This is a genomic window from Massilia rubra, assembly GCF_011682065.1.
In the GTDB taxonomy this organism is placed as follows: Bacteria; Pseudomonadota; Gammaproteobacteria; order Burkholderiales; family Burkholderiaceae_D; genus Telluria_A; species Telluria_A rubra.
Window position 1 is genome coordinate 1 of sequence record NZ_VUYU01000048.1, and the last position, 20,575, is coordinate 20,575.

The 20,575-nt window shown below is 65.4% G+C and carries 22 protein-coding genes and 1 pseudogene; 16 read left to right on the plus strand and 7 right to left on the minus strand.

Going from position 1 to position 20,575, the window contains the following annotated elements; genetic code table 11:
* From F0185_RS33225 to F0185_RS33250, 6 genes are all read left to right on the plus strand, one after another.
* Positions 1-221: flagellin (locus F0185_RS33225; protein ID WP_267876038.1), on the plus strand; the 221-nt coding region annotated here is incomplete at its 5' end.
* A 222-nt stretch (positions 222-443) separates the two neighbouring features.
* A complete protein-coding gene (locus F0185_RS33230; protein WP_167232848.1) occupies positions 444-1,304 on the plus strand; it encodes a flagellin N-terminal helical domain-containing protein in 861 nt (286 codons plus the stop codon).
* A gap of 225 nt (positions 1,305-1,529) precedes the next feature.
* Positions 1,530-2,390, plus strand: a complete 861-nt coding sequence (locus F0185_RS33235) for a flagellin N-terminal helical domain-containing protein (RefSeq protein WP_167232850.1) — start codon at positions 1,530-1,532, stop codon at positions 2,388-2,390.
* Between the two features lie 226 nt (positions 2,391-2,616).
* Positions 2,617-3,471 (plus strand): flagellin N-terminal helical domain-containing protein, encoded by an 855-nt coding sequence (locus F0185_RS33240; protein ID WP_167232852.1) that lies wholly within the window; start codon positions 2,617-2,619, stop codon positions 3,469-3,471.
* Between the two features lie 207 nt (positions 3,472-3,678).
* On the plus strand, positions 3,679-4,533 hold the full coding sequence (locus tag F0185_RS33245; RefSeq protein ID WP_167232854.1) for a flagellin N-terminal helical domain-containing protein: 855 nt from the start codon (positions 3,679-3,681) through the stop codon (positions 4,531-4,533).
* Positions 4,534-4,625: 92 nt separating this feature from the next.
* Positions 4,626-5,528, plus strand: a complete 903-nt coding sequence (locus tag F0185_RS33250; RefSeq protein ID WP_167232856.1) for a flagellar hook-length control protein FliK — start codon at positions 4,626-4,628, stop codon at positions 5,526-5,528.
* Between the two features lie 100 nt (positions 5,529-5,628).
* Here F0185_RS33250 and F0185_RS33255 read toward each other — a convergent pair whose 3' ends face one another.
* The 7 genes from F0185_RS33255 to F0185_RS33285 all read right to left on the minus strand — a co-directional run bounded on the left by F0185_RS33255 (position 5,629) and on the right by F0185_RS33285 (position 11,978).
* Positions 5,629-7,716, minus strand: a complete 2,088-nt coding sequence (locus F0185_RS33255; RefSeq protein ID WP_167232858.1) for a flagellar biosynthesis protein FlhA — start codon at positions 7,714-7,716, stop codon at positions 5,629-5,631.
* Entirely contained in the window at positions 7,713-8,855 is a 1,143-nt protein-coding gene (flhB, locus tag F0185_RS33260; protein WP_167232860.1) for a flagellar type III secretion system protein FlhB, read from the minus strand. Before flhB ends, F0185_RS33255 begins: the two co-directional genes overlap by 4 nt.
* Entirely contained in the window at positions 8,848-9,624 is a 777-nt protein-coding gene (gene fliR, locus F0185_RS33265; RefSeq protein WP_167232862.1) for a flagellar biosynthetic protein FliR, read from the minus strand. The genes flhB and fliR overlap by 8 nt, the downstream gene beginning before the upstream one ends.
* Positions 9,625-9,630: 6 nt before the next feature.
* Positions 9,631-9,900 (minus strand): flagellar biosynthetic protein FliQ, encoded by a 270-nt coding sequence (locus tag F0185_RS33270; protein WP_167232863.1) that lies wholly within the window; start codon positions 9,898-9,900, stop codon positions 9,631-9,633.
* Between the two features lie 28 nt (positions 9,901-9,928).
* Entirely contained in the window at positions 9,929-10,711 is a 783-nt protein-coding gene (gene fliP / locus F0185_RS33275) for a flagellar type III secretion system pore protein FliP (RefSeq protein ID WP_167232865.1), read from the minus strand.
* Positions 10,708-11,019: a FliM/FliN family flagellar motor switch protein gene (locus F0185_RS33280; protein WP_166895022.1), complete on the minus strand. Its 312-nt coding sequence runs from the start codon at positions 11,017-11,019 to the stop codon at positions 10,708-10,710. The genes fliP and F0185_RS33280 overlap by 4 nt, the downstream gene beginning before the upstream one ends.
* An 80-nt stretch (positions 11,020-11,099) precedes the next feature.
* The gene (locus F0185_RS33285; RefSeq protein ID WP_167232867.1) at positions 11,100-11,978 is read right to left on the minus strand and encodes a hypothetical protein; all 879 of its coding nucleotides are present in this window, start codon (positions 11,976-11,978) and stop codon (positions 11,100-11,102) included.
* Between the two features lie 432 nt (positions 11,979-12,410).
* On the opposite strand from F0185_RS33285, the gene fliE reads away from it, so the two are divergent.
* From fliE to F0185_RS33335, 10 genes and pseudogenes are all read left to right on the plus strand, one after another.
* A complete protein-coding gene (gene fliE / locus F0185_RS33290; protein WP_229477307.1) occupies positions 12,411-12,767 on the plus strand; it encodes a flagellar hook-basal body complex protein FliE in 357 nt (118 codons plus the stop codon).
* 43 nt (positions 12,768-12,810) lie between these two features.
* Positions 12,811-14,520, plus strand: coding sequence for a flagellar basal-body MS-ring/collar protein FliF (gene fliF / locus F0185_RS33295; protein ID WP_370664104.1), 1,710 nt, complete (start codon positions 12,811-12,813; stop codon positions 14,518-14,520).
* On the plus strand, positions 14,501-15,529 hold the full coding sequence (locus F0185_RS33300; protein ID WP_167232869.1) for a flagellar motor switch protein FliG: 1,029 nt from the start codon (positions 14,501-14,503) through the stop codon (positions 15,527-15,529). The genes fliF and F0185_RS33300 overlap by 20 nt, the downstream gene beginning before the upstream one ends.
* Entirely contained in the window at positions 15,526-16,212 is a 687-nt protein-coding gene (gene fliH, locus F0185_RS33305) for a flagellar assembly protein FliH (protein WP_167232871.1), read from the plus strand. Before F0185_RS33300 ends, fliH begins: the two co-directional genes overlap by 4 nt.
* Positions 16,209-17,525: a flagellar protein export ATPase FliI gene (gene fliI, locus F0185_RS33310; RefSeq protein ID WP_167232873.1), complete on the plus strand. Its 1,317-nt coding sequence runs from the start codon at positions 16,209-16,211 to the stop codon at positions 17,523-17,525. The genes fliH and fliI overlap by 4 nt, the downstream gene beginning before the upstream one ends.
* Positions 17,522-17,956 carry a flagellar FliJ family protein gene (locus F0185_RS33315; protein ID WP_166894990.1) on the plus strand — a complete coding sequence of 145 codons (435 nt, stop codon included), beginning with the start codon at positions 17,522-17,524 and terminating at the stop codon, positions 17,954-17,956. The genes fliI and F0185_RS33315 overlap by 4 nt, the downstream gene beginning before the upstream one ends.
* A gap of 27 nt (positions 17,957-17,983) precedes the next feature.
* A complete protein-coding gene (gene fliD, locus F0185_RS33320; RefSeq protein WP_167232875.1) occupies positions 17,984-19,363 on the plus strand; it encodes a flagellar filament capping protein FliD in 1,380 nt (459 codons plus the stop codon).
* Positions 19,364-19,378: 15 nt separating this feature from the next.
* Positions 19,379-19,768, plus strand: coding sequence for a flagellar export chaperone FliS (gene fliS / locus F0185_RS33325; RefSeq protein WP_166877203.1), 390 nt, complete (start codon positions 19,379-19,381; stop codon positions 19,766-19,768).
* A complete protein-coding gene (locus tag F0185_RS33330) occupies positions 19,761-20,078 on the plus strand; it encodes a hypothetical protein (RefSeq protein WP_167232877.1) in 318 nt (105 codons plus the stop codon). The genes fliS and F0185_RS33330 overlap by 8 nt, the downstream gene beginning before the upstream one ends.
* A gap of 2 nt (positions 20,079-20,080) precedes the next feature.
* A pseudogene (locus F0185_RS33335) lies at positions 20,081-20,575 on the plus strand (hypothetical protein); the annotation flags it as partial.

Consider the following 20,575-nt stretch of genomic DNA (forward strand, 5'->3'; position numbering starts at 1 on the left):
GTTCGTCCCTGGGCGCCTCGGCCAACCGCCTCGAACACGTGTACAACAACCTGTCGAACATCAGCACCAACAGCAAGGCCGCCACCGGCCGCATCATGGACGTCGACTTCGCCAGCGAAAGCTCGAAAATGACCACCAGCCAGATGCTGCTGCAAGCCGGCACCGCCATGCTGAAACAGAGCAACAGCATGTCCTCGATGGTCATGTCGCTGCTGCAGTAATCATCAGCACGCCCGGCCGCAAGCCGGGTCCCCCAAGGCCAGCCGTCCACCCGGCTGGCTTTTTTTACGTCCGCGCGCGCCATAAGGTGATCGGATTGGCAAGGCCTGAATATATTTCCATGTGGCACTTAATGATCTGGATCAAAGTGTCGCCTTGTAGTGATAAGAGCGGCACCAGCGCGGCTCCGACCCGTTCCCACCCCAACACCCAGGAGTTTGATCATGCTGAGCCTTCACACCAACAACGCCGCCCTGTCCGCGCAAAATTCGATCAACCGCACCCAGGGTTCGTTGTCGACCTCGATGACCCGCCTGTCGACCGGCTACCGCATCAATTCGTCGATGGATGACGCCGCCGGCCTGCAGATCGCCACCCGCCTGAAAGCCCAGACCAGCGGCATGGCCGTGGCCATGCGCAACACCCAGAATTCGACCTCGATGCTGCAAACAGCTGAGGGCGCGCTCGACGAAGTGAGCAACATGCTGGTGCGCATGAAAGACCTGGCCACCCAAGCGGCCGACGCTTCCTCGACCGGCGCCGACAAGACCGCCATGCAGTCGGAATACGACGCCCTCGGCACCGAACTGAACAACGTATTGAAAAACACCTCCTTCGGCGGCGCCAAGCTGCTCGTCGGCGGCACCATCGCCTCGGCCATGACGTTCCAGATCGGTTCGAGCACCAGCGAAAAAATGACCGTCGACATGTCGGCCAGCATGACCACCCTGGTGGCCGACGTGACCGCCACCACCGCCAACTACGTCGCGCCGAACACGGTCGGCACCGAGCTGACCGCCGTCGGCACCGCCTCGACCACGATCGACAAGCTCTCGACCGCGATCGCCTCGATCGGCACCGTGCGTTCGTCCCTGGGCGCCTCGGCCAACCGCCTGGAACACGTGTACAACAACCTGTCGAACATCAGCACCAACAGCAAGGCCGCCACCGGCCGCATCATGGACGTCGACTTCGCCAGCGAGAGCTCGAAAATGACCACCAGCCAGATGCTGCTGCAAGCCGGCACCGCCATGCTAAAACAGAGCAACAGCATGTCTTCGATGGTCATGTCGCTGCTGCAGTAATCAACGGCATGCCCGGCCGCAAGCCGGGTCCCCGACAAGCCAGCCGCTCACCCGGCTGGTTTTTTTTCGTCCGTGTGCGCGGTCGCGCGACGGGCTTGACAATGATCAAAGGTTTGCCGTATGGCACTTAACGGGCCGGAGCGCGGTGTCGCCTTGGAGTGATAAGAGCGCGGCACCAAGCGCGACTCCGACACACCACCCACCCCAACCATCAGGAGTTTGACCATGCTGAGCCTTCACACCAACAACGCCGCCCTGTCCGCACAAAATTCGATCAACCGCACCCAGGGTTCGCTGTCGACCTCGATGACCCGCCTGTCGACCGGCTACCGCATCAATTCGTCGATGGACGACGCCGCCGGCCTGCAGATCGCCACCCGCCTGAAAGCCCAGACCAGCGGCATGGCCGTGGCCATGCGCAACACCCAGAATTCGACCTCGATGCTGCAAACGGCCGAAGGCGCGCTCGACGAAGTGAGCAACATGCTGGTGCGCATGAAAGACCTGGCCACGCAAGCGGCCGACGCCTCCTCGACCGCCGCAGACAAGACCGCGATGCAGTCGGAATACGACGCCCTCGGCACCGAACTGTACAACGTGATGAGCAACACCACCTTCGGCGGCGCCAAGCTGCTCGCCGGCGGCACCATCGCCTCGGCCATGACGTTCCAGATCGGTTCGAGCACCAGCGAAAAAATGACCGTCGACATGTCGGGCAGCATGACCACCCTGGACACCGACGTTCTCGCCACCACCGCCAACTACGCCGCCGTGGCCGTGATCGGCACCGAACTGACCGGCGCCGGCACCGCCTCGACCTCGATCGACAAGCTCTCGACCGCGATCGCCTCGATCGGCACCGTGCGCTCGGCCCTGGGCGCCTCGGCCAACCGCCTCGAACACGTGTACAACAACCTGTCGAACATCAGCACCAACAGCAAGGCCGCCACCGGCCGCATCATGGACGTCGACTTCGCCAGCGAAAGCTCGAAAATGACCACCAGCCAGATGCTGCTGCAAGCCGGCACCGCCATGCTCAAGCAGAGCAACAGCATGTCCTCGATGGTCATGTCGCTGCTGCAATAATCATCAGCCTGCCCGGCCGCAAGCCGGGTCCCCCGACACGCCAGCCGCTCACCCGGCTGGCTTTTTGACGTCCATGCGCGCCGCAAGGTGATCGGATTGACAAGGGGAAAATATATTTCCATGTGGCACTTAATGATCCAGATCAAAGTGTCGCCTTGTATTGATGAGAGCGCGACACCAGCGCGGCTCCGAACAGTTTCCACCCCCAACATCCAGGAGTTTGACCATGCTGAGCCTTCACACCAACAACGCCGCCCTGTCCGCGCAAAACTCGATCAACCGCACCCAGGGCTCGTTGTCGACCTCGATGACCCGCCTGTCGACCGGCTACCGCATCAATTCGTCGATGGACGACGCCGCCGGCCTGCAGATCGCCACCCGCCTGAAAGCCCAGACCAGCGGCATGGCCGTTGCCATGCGCAACACCCAGAATTCGACCTCGATGCTGCAAACGGCCGAAGGCGCGCTCGACGAAGTGAGCAACATGGTGGTGCGCATGAAAGACCTGGCCACCCAAGCGGCCGATGCCTCCTCGACCACGGCCGACAAGACCGCCATGCAGTCCGAGTACGACGCGCTCGGCAAGGAACTGAGCAACGTGATGACCAACACCACCTTCGGCGGCGCCAAGCTGCTCATCGGCGGCACCATCGCCGCGTCGATGACCTTCCAGATCGGTTCGAGCACCAGCGAGAAGATGACGGTCAACCTAGCCACCGACGTGACCGCCATGAACACCGCCATCGGCGCCACCAGCGGCACCTACACCGTGCCGGGCACCCCTGGCACCGAGCTGACCGCCAGCGCCAACGCCACCATCGACCTGCTCTCGACCGCGCTGGCCTCGATCGGCACCGTGCGCTCGTCCCTGGGCGCCTCGGCCAACCGCCTCGAACACGTGTACAACAACCTGTCGAACATCAGCACCAACAGCAAGGCCGCCACCGGCCGCATCATGGACGTCGACTTCGCCAGCGAAAGCTCGAAAATGACCACCAGCCAGATGCTGCTGCAAGCCGGCACCGCCATGCTGAAACAGAGCAACAGCATGTCCTCGATGGTCATGTCGCTGCTGCAATAATTCCCGCGTCAGCAAGGAGGCCCGGCTCGCGCAGCCGGGCGCCGTTCCAGCCAGCCCTCATCGGCTGGCTTTTTTTATGCCCGGAAAATAGTTCGACTAATTTCCATGTGGCACTTAACGCGGCCGGCGAAACGGTCGTCTTGTATTGGTAAGAGCGCGACAGACTGCGGCTCCGACAGCCCCCACCCCTACCCCCGGAGTTTGATCATGCTGAGCCTTCACACCAACAACGCCGCCCTGTCCGCACAAAATTCGATCAACCGCACCCAGGGTTCGCTGTCGACCTCGATGACCCGCCTGTCGACCGGCTACCGCATCAATTCGTCGATGGACGACGCCGCCGGCCTGCAGATCGCCACCCGCCTGAAAGCCCAGACCAGCGGCATGGCCGTGGCCATGCGCAACACCCAGAACTCGACCTCGATGCTGCAAACGGCCGAAGGCGCGCTCGACGAAGTGAGCAACATGGTGGTGCGCATGAAAGACCTGGCCACCCAAGCGGCCGATGCCTCCTCGACCGCCGCCGACAAGACCGCCATGCAGTCCGAGTACGACGCGCTCGGCAAGGAACTGAGCAACGTGATGACCAACACCACCTTCGGCGGCGCCAAGCTGCTCATCGGCGGCACCATCGCCTCGTCGATGACCTTCCAGATCGGTTCGAGCACCAGCGAGAAGATGACGGTCAACCTGGCCACCGACGTGACCGCCCTGAACACCGCCATCGGCGCCACCAGCGGCACCTACACCGTGCCGGGCACCCCTGGCACCGAACTGACCGCCAGCGCCAACGCCACCATCGACCTGCTCTCGACCGCGCTGTCCTCGATCGGCACCGTGCGCTCGGCCCTGGGCGCCTCGGCCAACCGCCTGGAACACGTGTACAACAACCTGTCGAACATCAGCACCAACAGCAAGGCCGCCACCGGGCGCATCATGGATGTCGACTTCGCCAGCGAAAGCTCGAAAATGACCACCAGCCAGATGCTGCTGCAAGCCGGCACCGCCATGCTCAAGCAGAGCAACAGCATGTCCTCGATGGTCATGTCGCTGCTGCAATAATCAACGGCTGGGCCGCCGGCGCTGGCGCCGGGCATTGACCGAGCCAGCCGGCCCCCGGCTGGCTTTTTTTATCCTGACCTTGCGTGAACGCCATGTCTACTATCCCTTCGCAGCAGCTCGGTGCATCGACGATTGGCCCGCTGGCGCCGCTGGCGCTGTTGCCGGCGCCGCTGGCGGGCGGCGCCGCCCCCGGCCTGCCGCTGCCGGCTGCGGAAACGGTGGCCGCGCCAGCGCCCGCCGCCGGCCTGCCGGCCAACCTGAACGAGAGCGCTTCGATGCGGGCCGACCAGGTGTTCATGGCGCGCCAGATGGCCTGGCCGGTGCTCGACGGCGCCGCCCTGGCCAGCGCCTGGCGCACCATGGTGCGCACCTACGCGGCCCAGCTGGCCACCTTGCAGCAGCAGGGACGCGCCCAGTTTATGCCGGGTAACCTGTTGATGTCGGGCGTGCAGCAAGCCATGCAGGCCAGTAGCGTGCAGCAGCAGGCCACCTTGCTGTGGCATCCGGAAGCGTGGCGTTTCGTGCTGCCGGGCGCGGGCGGGCAGCAACTGGCGCTGCGCCTGCTGACCGGGCTGCCCGACCCGCCGCCCAGCCGGCGCCAGCGCGCCAAGGCGGCGCTGCGGCTGGACGTGGTGCTGTCCGACGGCAGCCACGCCACGGTGCAACTGGAACTGCTCGATGGGGTGATGATGGAACTGGCGGCCGAGCATCCGCGCGCGGTGGCGTTGTTGCGCCATTCGCTGCCGGCGCTCAAGGAAGCCATCGAAACGGCCGGTTTGCGCCTGGCGCGCGCCAGCGTCAGGCAGGGTATCTGGCCCGGTAAGCCCTTGCAGCAGTATTCGCCGCAGGTCAGCGCCGCCCTGCCGCCGTCCCTGTTCCGGGCCATGGCCGAAGTGGCGCTGCTGCTGGCGCGCACCACCAGGACCGAGGCGGCCACCACGGTGCGGTTTACCGAGAGGCCGTTGCCGGGGATGATGCCGTATGGAGAGCCCTAGCGCGTCATCCCCGCGCTGGCGGGGATCCAAGTTCGCCGTGGCTATCGAGCAAGCGGAAAACTTGGGTCCCCGCCTGCGCGGGGACGACGACTAGCGCGCCTTATCCCACGGTGCCGACGATGCTCACGTCGCGGTTTTCGGGAATCTCGTTGTACGACAGCACATGCAGGCCCGGTGCGAACAAGCGCGCATAGCGCGCCAGCAGCGGCCTGATTTGCGGCAGCACCAGCAGCAGCGGCGCGCTCTGCTGTTGCTTCATCTGCTCGCGCGCCACCGGCATGTTCAGTTGTAGTTGCGAGAGCAACTGCGGATCGATCGGGAAGTTGTCCAGCGCCACCTTGCCGCCCTGGCGCGCCTGGTTCAAGGACCCCAGCAACATATTCTCGAGCTCGGCCGACAAATTGAACGCCGGCATCTCCTTCTTCTTGCCGAACAAGGCCGTCACAATCTGCCGGCGCAGCGCGCAGCGCACTTCGGCCGCCAGCAAGATCGGATCCTTGGTGGTTTCCGAACTGTCGAGCAAGGTGGTGCCGATCACCACGATATCCTTGAGCGAGACATTTTCCGCCAGCAGCACGCGGAATACGCGCAGCAACTGGGTGTGCGTCATCGCCTTGTCCAGCGCCGAGGCCAGCTTGGGCGAGAGCGCCGTCATCCGTTCCAGGATGGCCGCCACGTCTTCATGGCGGAACAGGTCCGGCAGGTAATCGCGCACCACCTTGGAACAATGGGTGGCGATCGCGCTCGGCACCTCGACCACCTGGTAACCGAGCCCGAGCGCATGGGCCTTGTCGGCTGGCGCGATCCAGGTAATGGCCATGCCGTAGGCCGGTTCGATCCCGGGAATCCCGTCGAGCTGGCCGTACACCGAGGGCGAGGCAATCGCCATCAGGCATTCCGGCACCACTTCGGCCTCGGCCACCACGGTGCCGCTGAGCATGATCGAATACTGGGTCGGGCGCAGCGACAAGTCGTCGCGCACCGTGATCGGCGGCAGCAGCAAGCCCATCGCTTCCGACAAGCTCTGGCGCACGCCCTTGATGCGCTTGGTCAGCGGCTCGCCCTGGGCGGCGTCGACCAGGCCAACCAGCTTGTAGCCGACCGCCACCGTCAAGGCTTGCACCGCCGGCAGGTGCTGCCACTCGAGGTCGGGGGCGCGCTCGTCGCGCAGGGCCGCTTCGATCGCCGCCACCCCGGCCTGGTCGGGCGCCTTGACCATGCGCGCCAGGCGCCAGCCGACGTAGCCGAGCACCACCGCGAAGATGCCGAACATCAGCCATGGCATGCCCGGCACCATGGCCAGCACCAGCATCATGCCGGAGGCGCTGTAGAGCACCGCCGGCGAGGCCAGCAGCTGCCCGCCGACCTGCTGTTCGAAGTCGCCCGCATCGCTGATCCGGGTCACCAGGATGGCGGCGGCGGCCGACAGCAGCAGCGCCGGGATCTGCGCCACCAGGCCGTCACCGATGGTCAACAGCGCGTACAGGCGGAAGGCGTCGCCGAAGGACAGGTCGTGCATCAGCGCGCCGATCGCCACGCCGCCCACCATGTTGATGATCAAAATCAAGATACTGGCGACCGCGTCGCCGCGCACGAACTTCGAGGCGCCGTCCATGGCGCCGTAGAAGTCGGCTTCGGCGGCCACGTCGCGCCGCCGCACCTGGGCTTTTTCCTGGTTGATCAGGCCGGCGTTGAGGTCGGCGTCGATCGCCATCTGCTTGCCGGGCAAGGCGTCCAGCGTAAACCGCGCCGACACTTCGGAAATGCGTTCCGCGCCCTTGGTCACCACCGCGAAGTTAATGATCATCAAAATGATGAAGACCACGAAGCCGACCACGAAATTGCCGCCGATAACCACGTTGGCGAAGGCTTCGATCACTTTACCGGCCGCGTCGCTGCCCGTGTGGCCGTGCAGCAGCACCACCCGGGTCGAGGCCACGTTCAGGGTCAGCCTGAGCATGGTGGTGCCGAGAATGACGCTCGGGAAGACCGAGAAGTCGAGCGGCCGCTTGGCCGAGACCGACACCAGGATGACGATCATGGCCAGCACGATGTTGAAGGTAAACAGCACGTCGAGCAGCACCGGCGGCAGCGGCAGGATGATCATCGACAAGATGACCAGCAAGAACACCGGGGTGGCGAATTTATGCCGCTTCAACTCGGTCAGCAGGCTGTTCAAAAAACTCATGTGGCGGGAACCTCACTCAGGTGAGATGGCACGACCACCTCGTTGGGGAAACGTGGCGGCGCAGTGCGCCGGCCGGCACGAAAAGCGTTCAGTTGCAGCACATAGTTGAGCACCTGCGACACGGCCTGGTACAACTGGGCCGGAATTTGCTGCTGGACCTGGCTGGTATTGTAGATTGCCCGCGCCAGCGGCGGCAGCTCCAGGGTCTCGATATTGTGCTGTTTTGCGATCTGGCGGATGAACAGGGCCATCTCGTCGACCCCCTTGGCCACCACGAAGGGCGCTTCGGCGCGGCTGGCCTCGTACTTGAGCGCCACCGCGTAGTGTTCCGGATTGACGATCACGACATCGGCCGTGGGCACGGTCTTGCTCACGCTGCGGCGCGCCATCTGCTGCTGCAACTGGCGGATGCGCTGGCGCACTTCGGGCTTGCCTTCGCTGCTCTTGTGTTCTTCTTTCTGGTCATGCTTGCTCATGCGCTGGTTGCGCGCGAACAGGAAGGCCTGCACCGGCACGTCGAGCACGGCGAACATGACGAACACCATGCACATCGCCATCAGGGCGTCGAGCATCAGCGCGGCGCCGGCCGGCAGCGCCGCCGACAGCGGCATCTTTTGCAATTCGACAAAGGCGTTCATGCTCGAGCGGCTCACATGCACCAGCACCGTCCCGAGCACGGCGGCCTTGCCGACCGAGGTGGCCACGCCGATGCCGTGCTTGGCGGTAAACAGGTTGCCCAGGTTTTTCATGGGCGAGAGGCGCTCCATTTTCGGCTCCATGTTCTTGGTGCTGACCACCCAGCCGCCCGGAATGAGGGACGACAGCACCACCGCGAACGGCACCCCCAGCAGCGGCAGCACCATCGTGAGCAACAGCCACATGGAACTGGTGAAGATGGTCGAACTCAGGTTTTCCATGGCGCCGTCCGCGCCGAGCGGGATGAAGACCTGCGCGAACAGGCCGCGGAAGGACTCCAGGTAGCTCGGCAGCATCATGGAAAACACTTTCAGGCTGACCAGGATGCCGATCGCGGTGGCCAGGTCGCGCGAACGCACCACCTGCCCTTCCTCGCGGGCCTTGCGCAGCTTTTGCTGCGAAGCCTTTTCGGTCTTGTCGCCACCGCTCGCGTCGTCAGCCATGGGCCGCCTTCATCTGTTGGTCGATCAGTTCAAGGATCTGGTTGCTCATCGCAATATAGTGTTCGGGAATGAAGCGCACGATCTGGATCAACATCATCAGGCCGAACAAGGTGGTCAGCGAAAAACCCAGCGAAAACAGATTGAGCGACGGCGCCACCCGGTTCAACAGGCCGAAGCCGAGCTGCACCACCAGGGTCGAAAACACGATCGGCAGCGCCAGCAGCATGGCGGCGGCGAAGATCCAGGCCGCCTTCAGCGCCACCGTTCCCAGCAGCATCGGGGCATAGCCCGCGCCCACCGGCCAGGCCTTGAAACTGGTGGCCAGCACCCCGGTCAGCACGAGGTGCCCGTCGATGGCGAAAAACACGATGATGGCCAGCAGCGAGAGCATGCCCGAGACCACGTCCGAGGCGGTGCCGTTGACCGGATCGTTCATCTGCGCCATCGAAAAACCGATCTGGCTCGACACCAGGTAGCCCAGCACATTGATCACCGACATCGAAAAGTGCATGGCCAGCCCCAGCACGCCGCCGATCACGGCCTGTTCCAGGGTGGTGGCGACGCCCAGCACCGAAAACGGGTCGACCGCCGCGTTGCCGGGACTAAACGGCAGCATCATGAAGGCCAGCACCAGCGCCAGCAGCACGCGCACCGGCAGCGGCACCAGGATGTCGCCCACCACCGGCGCGGCCGAGAGCAGCGCCAGGTTGCGCACGAACGGCCACCACAGGGCGTTCAGGAACGGCAGCAGGTAGCCGGCCAGCTCCATGCTGTGTTATCCGACCAGGGCGGCGGCGCGCTGGAACACGGAGACGCAGTAATCCATCAGGTAAGCGGTCATCCAGTGCCCGGCCATCATCACCGCCAGCAGGGTCACCAGCAGGCGCGGCAAGAAGCTCAGGGTTTGCTCGTTGATCTGGGTGGCGGCCTGCACCAGCGCCACCAGCAAGCCCATGACCAGGCCCGGCACCACCAGCACCAGCACCATCAGCATGACGATCTGCAAGGCGCCGACCATCAGGTCGACTGCCACGTCGGGGGTCATCGCCTCTCTCCCATAGCTTCTCCCATCGTCAAAACGGTCGTATGCTGCCGACCAGGGTGTTGACGGTCAGGGTCCAGCCATCGACCAGCACGAACAGCAGCAGCTTGAAGGGCAAGGAGATGACCAGCGGCGAAAGCATCATCATGCCCATGGCCATCAGCACCGAGGACACCACCAGGTCGATGATCAAGAATGGAATGAACAGCATGGCGCCGATCTGGAACGCGGTTTTCAGTTCGCTCAGCACGAACGCGGCCAGCTTGACCGTGAAGGCGCGTTGCTGCGGCGCCATCTCGGACGGTTCGCCCGCCAGCCGCGCCACCTGGGCCAGCGCGGCCTTGCTGGTCTGGGCCAGCATGAAGCGCGACAGCGGCGCCTCGGCCACCTTCAGCGCATCCTGCATGCCGATCTTGTCCTGGTCGTAGGGCACGAAGGCCTCGCGCCAGATCTGGTCGCCGATCGGGCGCATCACCAGCAGGGTGAGGATCAGGGCCACGCCGGTGATGATCCGGTTGGGCAAGCCCTGCTGCAGGCCGAGCGCCTGGCGCAGCAGCGAGAGCACGATCACGAAGCGGGTGAAGCAGGTCATCATCATGACCATGATGGGCAGCAACCCAAGCAGGGTCATCAGGACCAGCACCTGCGACTTGACAGTCAGGTCGGTCTTGGCGCCGGGAATGATCCCGGCCAGCAAGTCCTGGGCCGATGCCGGCGCAGGCGCGGCCAGCAGCAGCAGCAGCAGCAGCAGGCCGCAAGCGAGCACAGCCAGCGTGCCGCCTGGCGCGGCCCGGCCGCGCGCACCGCTTCTCATGCGGTCAACAGGTCCAGGTCGAGGCCATCGAGATCGATGACCTTCAGGCCGTACTGTTCGCCGGCCACCACCACTTCGGCGCGCCCGATCGGGGTGCCGTTGACCTTGATGACGAGCGGCTCGCCCGCCAGCACGTCGAGCGCGATCACGCTCGCCGGCCCGATCGCCATCAGTTCTTGCAGCGAAATGCGGGCCGAGCCCACTTCCAGGGTCAGGGTCACCGGAATCTTGCGCATCATCTGCGGCAAGTCGCGCTGGGGCCGTTTTTCAAGCGCTCGCGCGCTGTCCACCCCGGACGGCACGCCCATGACAGGTTCGTCGATGATCAATTCTTCGTCGATTCCGGCAGCCAGATCCGGAGCCTGGAGTTCGTTCTCGTTGATTTTCATTAGTCGCTATCTTCAAAAGAGGTTAAACAGAGCGAACCGTTATGCTCGGTCACCGCGGCAGTAAACAAACGCGACTCGGCCAGCAAGACATCGGCCCGGCCCACCGTCACCGGGATGATGTCGCCCAGCTTGAGGGCAAACAGCGCTTCGAGCGTGATTTCCTTGCTCACCAGGCGCCCGTCCAGGGTCACTTGCAGCGCCGTGCCGAGCGCCACGCTGGCGTGCGGCGTGCGCTCGCGCGCGCGCTCGGGCATCAGCCCCAGCAACACGCGCGCCACCAGCTCCTGGTCCAGCGCCAGCCACAGTTGCCCGCATTCGCCGCCCTGGCCGCGCCGCAAGGTGATGCCCAGGGTCCAGCCGCCGGGCGCGGGCGGCGGCGGCGGCACGTTGCCCGGCACCAGCTCGCCGCAAGGCATTCCAGCTTCATTATGCGCCCGCGCAAGGTTTGCATCCACCCGTCTTGCGAGCACCGACGCTATTTGTTGACCTAACACAACTGCGAGGCGTTCTTCCGTGGCAGTCACGCGTACTGTGGACGGATCGACGGCCGGTCCCGGCAGTGCGCCGCGGCGGCCGTAGCGCTGGTTGAGCACCGCCAGCAGCAGCGAGCGTTCGAGCGCGAAGGCGACGCTGCCGGCGCTGCCTTCGAAGGCCAGCCAGCGCCCGCTCTGGGCGCTGTCGGGGGCGCCGACAAAGCCGGCCGCTTCGAGCTGGAAACCGTCCCAGTAGCGCCGCACGGCTGGCTGGCGCAAGGCGGCCGCCACATCCTCGGCAATCTGGGCGGCAAACTGGGGCAACAGGTGCACCGGCCGGCCCAGCAGGCGGGGGTCGAGCACTTGCGATGAGGCCTGCAAGTTTGTCTTATTTATCATGGTCATAAGTAACTCGGCAAGTGCGTGGCAAAGAGGGCAACTCTTTGTTTTGTTTGAGGAAAACAGTATATCAGAGCATGTTTATTTGATGGATTTAATTTCCGAGTGGCACTATAATTGCCTTGCGGTAAGTGGCTATTTGGTTCTCAAAAGCAATTAATTCAGGAAAACGGCTCAAGTTCCCACAGTTCGACCCGTTACCAACAGTAAGCGATATCGTTAGACATTTCGACACCTTTGCTTCTGCTCCAAGAGGTTTAGGGAAATTTGTTGGTTTTACCCGACTCAGCAATAAGTTATTTTGCCGTCGAGCATGTTTTCGTTTGGAATCGCAGCACGGAACGCGCACACTGGGCGCTTCACCGTTCAGGCCGGTCACGACAGAGAATCAGTCGTAACTGTTTGATTATGAACAAAAAATTATGCAGGGATGACAACATGGAAGTCGGAAATACAACACTCAATACGCTCGCTACCCAGCTCCAGTCGGAGATGAAGGTACTGGCCAACGACGCCGGCCAACTGGGCGCGCACGCCAACATCGGCAACGCCGGCGGCCAGCAGCTGCCGGCCGGGTTTTCCTTCACCCAGAGCATGAAAGATGCGCTCGAGAGCGTGAACCAGCAAGACGCCGCGGCCGGCCAGAAAATGAACGATGTCGACAGCGGCAAGAGCGACGACCTGGTCGGCGCGATGCTGGCCAGCCAGGAAGCGAGCCTGTCCTTTTCGATGCTCATGCAAGTGCGTAACAAGGTCATGGGCGCGATGGACGAGCTGATCAAGCTCCCTGTCTAAGCAGCCGTTTGCGACTCCACCCTCACCACGGGAACCCACCAGCGTGATTGCCTCTCTTAAATCCACCTTCGCCGGGCGCATGGGCGCCATGCCTTCGCTGCCGCCAGCGTTGCGCAACAACCTGACCCCGATGCTGGTGCTGGCGATCGCCATCACGGCGGCGGTAATGATGTACATGTGGAACGACCAGGCCGGTTACAAGCCGGTCTTCGGCGCCAACGAACGGGTGGCCTCGGGCGACATGATGGCCGTGCTGGACGCCGACAAGGTGCCGTACCGCCTGCATCCGGACACCGGCCAGCTCTTGGTGCCTTCCTCGCAACTGGGCAAGGTGCGCATGCTGCTGGCCGCCAAGGGCGTCACCGCCCAGCTGCCGGCCGGCCTGGAACTGATGGACAAGAACGATCCGCTGGGCGTGTCCCAGTTCGTGCAGGACGTGCGCTTCCGGCGTGGCCTGGAAGGCGAACTGGCGCAAAGCATCCTCTCGCTCGACGCCATCGCCTCGGCCCGGGTGCACCTGTCGATCGCCCGATCGACCTCGTTCGTGGCCAACGACGGCGAAAAATCGTCGGCTTCGGTGGTAGTGGCCGTGAAACCGGGGCGCACCCTGGCCCCGGAACAGATCGCCGCGATCATCAACATGGTCTCCGGCAGCGTGGCCAGCCTGGCCCCGGCGCGGGTCAGCCTGGTCGACCAGGCCGGCAATTACCTCTCCTCGCGGGTCGACCTGTCGGAAGGCTTCGACGGCGCCGCCCAGGGGATGGATGGCAACGCCAAGAAATACCAGGACCAGGTGCGCGGCAATGTGAATGAACTGCTCGGCCCGGTACTGGGCGCCGACAACTTCAAGCTCAGCGTGACCGCCGACATCGACAACGACAAGATCGAGGAAACCAGCGAAAAATACGGCGACGCCCCGAAAGTGACCAGCGAAGCGACCCGCGAAGAGCAGGAAAAGAACCGCATGGCGATGGGCGTGCCGGGCACCCTGTCGAACCGTCCGCCGGCCCTGCCCGACGCCCAGCCCGGCACCGCCGGCGCCGCGCCCGGCGCGGACGACGGCAGCGCGCGCAAGAACGCCAGCACGCGCCAGTTTGCGTACGACCGCAACATCACCCAGATCAAACGCAGCCGCGGCCGTTTGCGCAAGCTCAGCGTGGCCGTGGTGCTCAACAATCGGGTGGCGGCCGCCAAAACCGGCTGGACCCCGGCCGAACTGGCGAATATCGAAAAAACCCTGAGCAGCGGCCTGGGCATCAACGCCGAACGCGGCGATGTGCTGGCGGTATCGGCCATGACCTTCCCGGTCCAGCCCGCCGCCCAGCCATGGTGGCAGGAACGCGACAACGTAGTCGACATGAGCAGCTGGGCGGCGTGGGCGGTGGGCATCCTGCTCGGCTTCCTGCTGATCATCCGTCCGCTGCTGCGCCTCTTGACAGTACGCCTGGCGCCAGCGGCCGCCGTGGCCGGCGACGCCCAGTTGCTGGGCGGCCCGGCCGGCCCGGCCACCGCCGTCGTCGGTCCCGCCATGCGCGTGGGCGACGCCCGCCTGGGCGACGCCGCCGGCGCGGTCCCGGCCCTGGGCGCCCCGCTGCAGATGGTGCCTTTGCTGGAAAATTATGATCTTCCCCCTGCCGGATCGGCAGTCGATGTGATGGTCGATCACCTGAAAGTTCTCGCTGCCAAGGAACCGGAGCGGGTCGCCGAAGTCGTCAAACAATGGATGCAGAAAAATGGCCGAACTGGACAATAACGTGGAAGCCGAAGAGGCGCCTGGACTGACCCCTGTCGAACAGGCGGCCATCGTCCTGCTCAGCATTGGCGAAGAGCCGGCCGCCGCCGTGCTGCGCTGCCTCGACCGCGAGGAATTGCTCGAAGTAACGCAAGTCATGTCGCGCATGAGCGGCATCAAGGTCGACTCGGTGCGCATCGCGATGCAAACCTTCTTCGACGATTACCGCCAGCAGTCGGGCGTGCATGGCGCCTCGCGCAGCTACCTGAAGCGCTCGCTCGACCTGGCGCTCGGCAGCGATATCGCCAACAGCGTCCTGAACAACATCTACGGCGACGCCATCCGCCCGATGATGGCGCGCCTGCAGTGGGCTTCGCCGAAATGGCTGGCCGACTACATCGCCAACGAGCACGTGCAGATGCAAGCGGTGTTCCTGGCCTTCGTGCCGCCGGCGCTGGCCGGCCAGATCCTCGACGCCCTGCCGATGGAGGGCCGCGACCTGGTCCTGCTGAACCTGGCGCGCCTGGACGAAATCGACCGCGACCTCTTGACCGAGCTGGAAGAGCTGGTGACCCGCTGCCTGGGCGCGCTCGACACCCAGAGCGCCAGCGTGGAAGGGATCCGCCAGGTGGCCGAGATCCTCAACCGCCTGCCGGGCAACCGCGCCGGCATGGTCGAACTGCTGCGCGCCCACGATCCGGACGTGGTGACCGAGATCGAAATGAGCATGTACGACTTCCTGATCCTGTCGCGCCAGACCGAGGCCACGATTACCCGCATCCTCGACGACGTGCCGCTCGAGCAATGGGCGATCGCGCTCAAGGGCGCCGAACCGGCGATCCGCGATGCGATCCTGACCACCATGCCGCGCCGCCAGGCCCAGAACTTCGACGACCTGCTGCGGCGCGCCGGTCCGGTGCCGATGTCGCGCATCGAACAGACCCGCAAGGACATCATGGCAACCGTCAAACAACTGGCCGACAACGGCGAGATCGAAGTCCAACTGTTCGCCGAGGCAGTCGTAGAATGAAACAATTCCGCCCCTACCATTTCCCGCCGCTGTCGCAGCTCGACGCGCTCGGCGCCGCCCGTTCCTCCGAGGCCGCCGGGGAGTGGCAAAGTGCGGTCGAAGAAGGCTACCAGCAGGGGCAGCGCGAGGGCTTCGACAACGGCCAGGAACGCGGCAGCGCCGAAGGCTACGCGGCAGGCCTGGCCGAAGGCTTGGCGGCCGGCCGCAAACAAGCCATGGCCCAGGTGCAGGACCGCTTCGAGCAGCTGGCCGGACCGCTCGACGGCATGTTCGAGCAGCTCAAGCAGATGGTCGAAGAATTCCGCTCGGCCCAGCGCAAGGAAGTCGTCGACCTGGTCGGCAAGGTGGCGCGCCAGGTGATCCGCGCCGAACTGGCCTTGCAGCCGGTGCAGTTGCTCGCGCTGGTGGACGAAGCGCTGGCCGCCATGCCGCCCACGCGCGACCGCATCGAAGTGTGCCTCAATCCGGAAGAACTCAAGCGCATCACCGAACTCGATCCGGTGCGCGCCGCCAAGTGGACCCTGCTGCCCGACCCGGCGCTGGAAGCGGGCGAATGCCGCGTGCGCGCCGGCGACAATGAAGTCGACGCCGGTTGCCAGGGCCGCCTGGCCAACTGCATGGCGCAAGTAAGCGCGCAACTCACGCCCGCCGTCGAAAGAGTCCTGGACGAGGTTGAAGCATGAGTAACCTGGCCGATTCCCTGCGCACCGTCGAGCTCGACGACGTCCCGGTCGCGATTCCGACCGGACGCCTGGTCGGCGCCTCGGGTTTGCTGCTGGAGTCGGCCGGCTGCCGCCTGCACACGGGCCAGCGCTGCCGCATCGAAACGGTGGGCGGCGAGTGGCTCGACGCCCAGGTGGTCGGTTTCCGTGAACGCCTGTCGTTCCTGATGCCGTTCAAGCAAGCGATCGGCCTGACCACCGGCGCCCGCGTACTCCCGAGCCCGACCGCCGCGACCCTGCAGATCGGCCCCTCGTGGCTGGGGCGCATGGTCAACGGCCTGGGCGAGCCGATCGACGGCCTGGGGCGCCTGGGCGGCGAGCATCGCCTTGAAATGACGCCGCCCAGGATCAATCCGCTGAAAAAACAACCGGTGGTCGAGCCGCTCGACGTCGGCGTGCGCGCCATCAATTCCATGCTGACCATCGGCAAGGGCCAGCGCGTCGGCCTGATGGCCGGCAGCGGGGTCGGCAAGTCCGTGCTGCTCGGCCTGATCACGCGCCAGACCGTGGCCGACGTGGTCGTGGTCGGCCTGATCGGCGAACGCTCGCGCGAGGTGCGCGAATTCGTCGACATGTCGCTCGGCCCCGAGGGCTTGAAAAAAGCCGTGCTGGTGATCGCCCCGGCCGACGAATCGCCGCTGATGCGCATCCGCGCGACCGAACTGTGCCACGCGATCGCCGCCCATTACCGCGACCAGGGCCTGAACGTGCTGCTGCTGGTCGACTCGCTCACCCGCTACGCCATGGCGCTGCGCGAAGTGGCGCTGGCGCTGGGCGAGCCGCCGGCCACCAAGGGCTATCCGCCGTCGGTCTTCTCAGCCCTGCCGCAACTGGTCGAAAGCGCCGGCAACGGCGAGCATGAACACGGCAGCATGAGCGCCATCTACACCGTGCTGGCCGAAGGCGACGACCAGCAGGATCCCGTGGTCGACACCGCCCGCGCGATTCTCGACGGCCACATCGTGCTCACGCGCGAACTGGCCGAACGCGGCCACTACCCGGCCATCGACGTGGCCGCCTCGATCAGCCGCTGCATGGCGCAGGTGGTGCCCGCCGCGCACGCGCTGGCCGCGCGCAAGCTGAAAGCCGCGCTGGCCCGCCACGCCAGGGTGCGCGACCTGATTCCCCTGGGCGCCTATGTGCCGGGCGCCGATCCGGTGACCGACCACGCGGTGCGCCTGGAGCCCCATATCGACGCCTACCTGTGCCAGGGAACGCGTGAAGCGGCGCCTTTGCCTGAATGCATTTCCCAACTTGAAGCGATGATGTCATGAGCACCAAGAACACGATCGACAGCCTGGGTACCCTGGTACGCCTGCGCAGCACCAAGGTGGAACAACTGCAGGCCGACATGGCCGCCCAGCACGCGACCAAGGCGCGTTACCAGGCCAACCTGGCGCGCCTGGACAGCCTGGCCGCCGGCAGCGGCGCCAGCGGCGCGCTGCCGCTGGCGCTGGCGCTGAACTGCGGCCAGTACAAGCTGGCCGTGATCGCGCTGGCCGACAACCATCGCACCGACCTCTCCCTGCACGAAGCGACCATGGCGGTCTCGCAGCGCGCCCTGAACGACGCCTGGAGCGAGCGCGAACTGCTGGGCCAGGTACTGGAACAGAAAAAAGGCGTGGCCGAGCTGGCCCGCAACCGCACCGAACGCAAGCGCGAAGACGACCTGGCCACGCAATCGTGGCTGGCCGGCCGCAAGTAATTTCAATCTAATCTCTGGAGAAACCTGATGGCGACCATTGGCAATACCTACGATCCGGCCACCACCGCAGCGGGCCTGGCGACCAACTACACCTCGGCGCGCCAGAGTATCCTGACGGCCCAGACCAAGCAGGCCAGCAGCGCCGCCGCCGCCCTCACCTCGCTGCGCTCGGCCATTTCGGGCTACCAGAGCTCGCTGCTGTCGCTGACCTCCGGCAAGACCATGCTGACCCAGGCCGCCACCTTCAGCAACACCGCGATCGGCAGCGCCAGCGCGGGCGTGAACGCGACCGCCGGCAGCTACAGCTTTTTCGTCGAACAGCTCGCCACCGCCAACCAGGTGTCCTACGCCGGGCTGGCCGACAGCCCCGCCAACGGCGGCAACCTCGGCATCGAATTCGGCGGCGCGCCCGGCTTTTCGATCAACCTGGCCACGGCCAACAGCGATGGCAACGCCACCCTGACCCCGCGCGAAATCGCGGCCGCCATCAATGCCGAGCCGACCAACAACGGGCGCGTGTCGGCCTCGATCGTCACCGTCAACGGCGTCACCCAGCTGATGCTGACCTCGAAAACGACGGGCGCGGCCGGCAACATCTCGCTCAACACGGCGGCGGTGGTCAATGCCGGCCTGAAAGCGGCCCTGTCCGCGCCGCCGACCCAGGTCACCACCGGCCAGGACGCCCTGGTCTGGCTCGGCGCGCAAGGCACCGGCACCCCGATCGCCCAGGCCTCGAACGTGTTTACCAACGTCGATGGCGTGACCATGACCTTCACCAAGGCCCAGGCCCCGGGCGACACGCCGGTGACCCTGACGGTGGCCAGCGACAACGCCGGCACCGTGGCCAAGGTGCAGAAATTCGTCGACGATTACAACAAGCTCAAGACCGTGATCGACGCCATGGTGGCGCCGGGCGACCCGTCCAAGGGCGCCAACCCCGGCGTGTTCGCCAACGATGGCGGCGTGCGCGTGCTGCAAACCCGCATGGTGAGCATGCTGCGCGGCGTGAACGGCGCCGACAGCCTGGCCGCCTACGGCATCGTGGCCACCCGCGACGGCAGCCTGTCGCTGAACGCGACACGCCTGACCAGCCAGTTGGCGGTCTCGCCGAAAGGGCTCGACACCCTGATCGGCAGCAGCGTCAACGGCAGCAGCAGCGGCATCGCCGGCAATCTCGACAGCTACCTGAAGGAATGGAGCAGCAGCACCGACGGCCAGCTCAAGCAGCGCCTGGAACAGAACACCAAATTGCAGACCAGCCTGACCAAGCGCCAGGACCAGCTCGACAAGCAGTACGACAGCGCCTACAAGCGCTATCTGACGCAATTTACACAATTGCAAACACTGCAAAGCCGGATGGCGTCCAACACTTCCATGTTCGAAGCGCTGTTCGGCGATAAATCCTAATCAAGAGAGGAAAAGATGTCCTATTCCGACGCTTACAGCGACTACCACTCGGTTAACCTTGATGCTCAGACGGCGCGTGCATCACCGGTCGAGCTGGTACTGCTGCTGACCGATGGCTTGCTCGACGAGCTGGCCCGCGCGCGCGGCCACATCGTCGGCAAGCGCTACGAGCAAAAGGCGATCAGCATCGACAAATGTGTCGAAATCATCAATGGACTGTCCAGCTCGCTGGACTTCGAGCAAGGCGGCGACGTGGTGGAAAACCTGGCACGACTGTACGACTTTTGCGCCGCGCGCCTGCATGGCGCCGGCATCAAGATGGACCCGGCCATGCTGGACGAAGTGGTCGAGATTCTCGGCACCATCCGCCAGGGCTGGCTTGGCGTGCAGGCGCGCAATGCCTAGGCGCGCCGCCCTGAACGCCCTGACGGCGGCCCTGGCCGCCGCCGGCGATGCGCGCGACTGGGTCGCGCTGGACCGCGCCGTCGGCGCCCTCGGCACCGAGTTGCGCGTGCTGGCGGCCGGCGGCCCATGGAGCGCGCCTGAAACGCGCGCGCTCGAAGCGCTGCGCGCGCAGCACGACAAGGCGGCCGAACTGTGCGCCGCCGAGCTGGACGCGCTGGAAGCGCAGATGAACCACATGCACACGAACAAAGCCGGGTTTATCGCCTACGCCCTCGACAATGAAACCGACACAGAACGTAACCAGGCATAACCATGATGCTCGCTAACCTGACCCCTTCCCCGGCCGCGCCGGCCGCCAGCGGCGCCGCCGCGCCAGCGCCAGCGACCACGCCGGCTGTGGCCGTGCCAGTCGCAGCGGGCGCCGCAGCCGCGCCCGCCCCGGCCGCGCCCCTGTTTGCCAGCTGGCTCGCGTTCGACGCTCCCGCCGGCCAGTTCAATGCCGACGGCGAAACCAGCGGCGAAGACGCCCCCGTCGACGGCCTGGCCGAGCTGCCGGCCCTGGCCGACGCGCCCGCCCTGCCGGCGCCCGAGCTCGATAGCGACAGCACGCCGGCCATGACGATGAGCTCGCTGTTCGGCATGAACCTGCCGCTCGGCATCGTCCTGCCAGCCGCGCTGCCGGCTTCGCTGCCGGCATCGCTGGCTGGCACGCCCGCGCCGCTGGACCGCGCCGCGCTGGCGGGCGCCGCGCCGGTCGCCCCCGCCGGCGCCCCCGCCCCCGCCCGCGCCCCCGCGGCCCACAGCTTT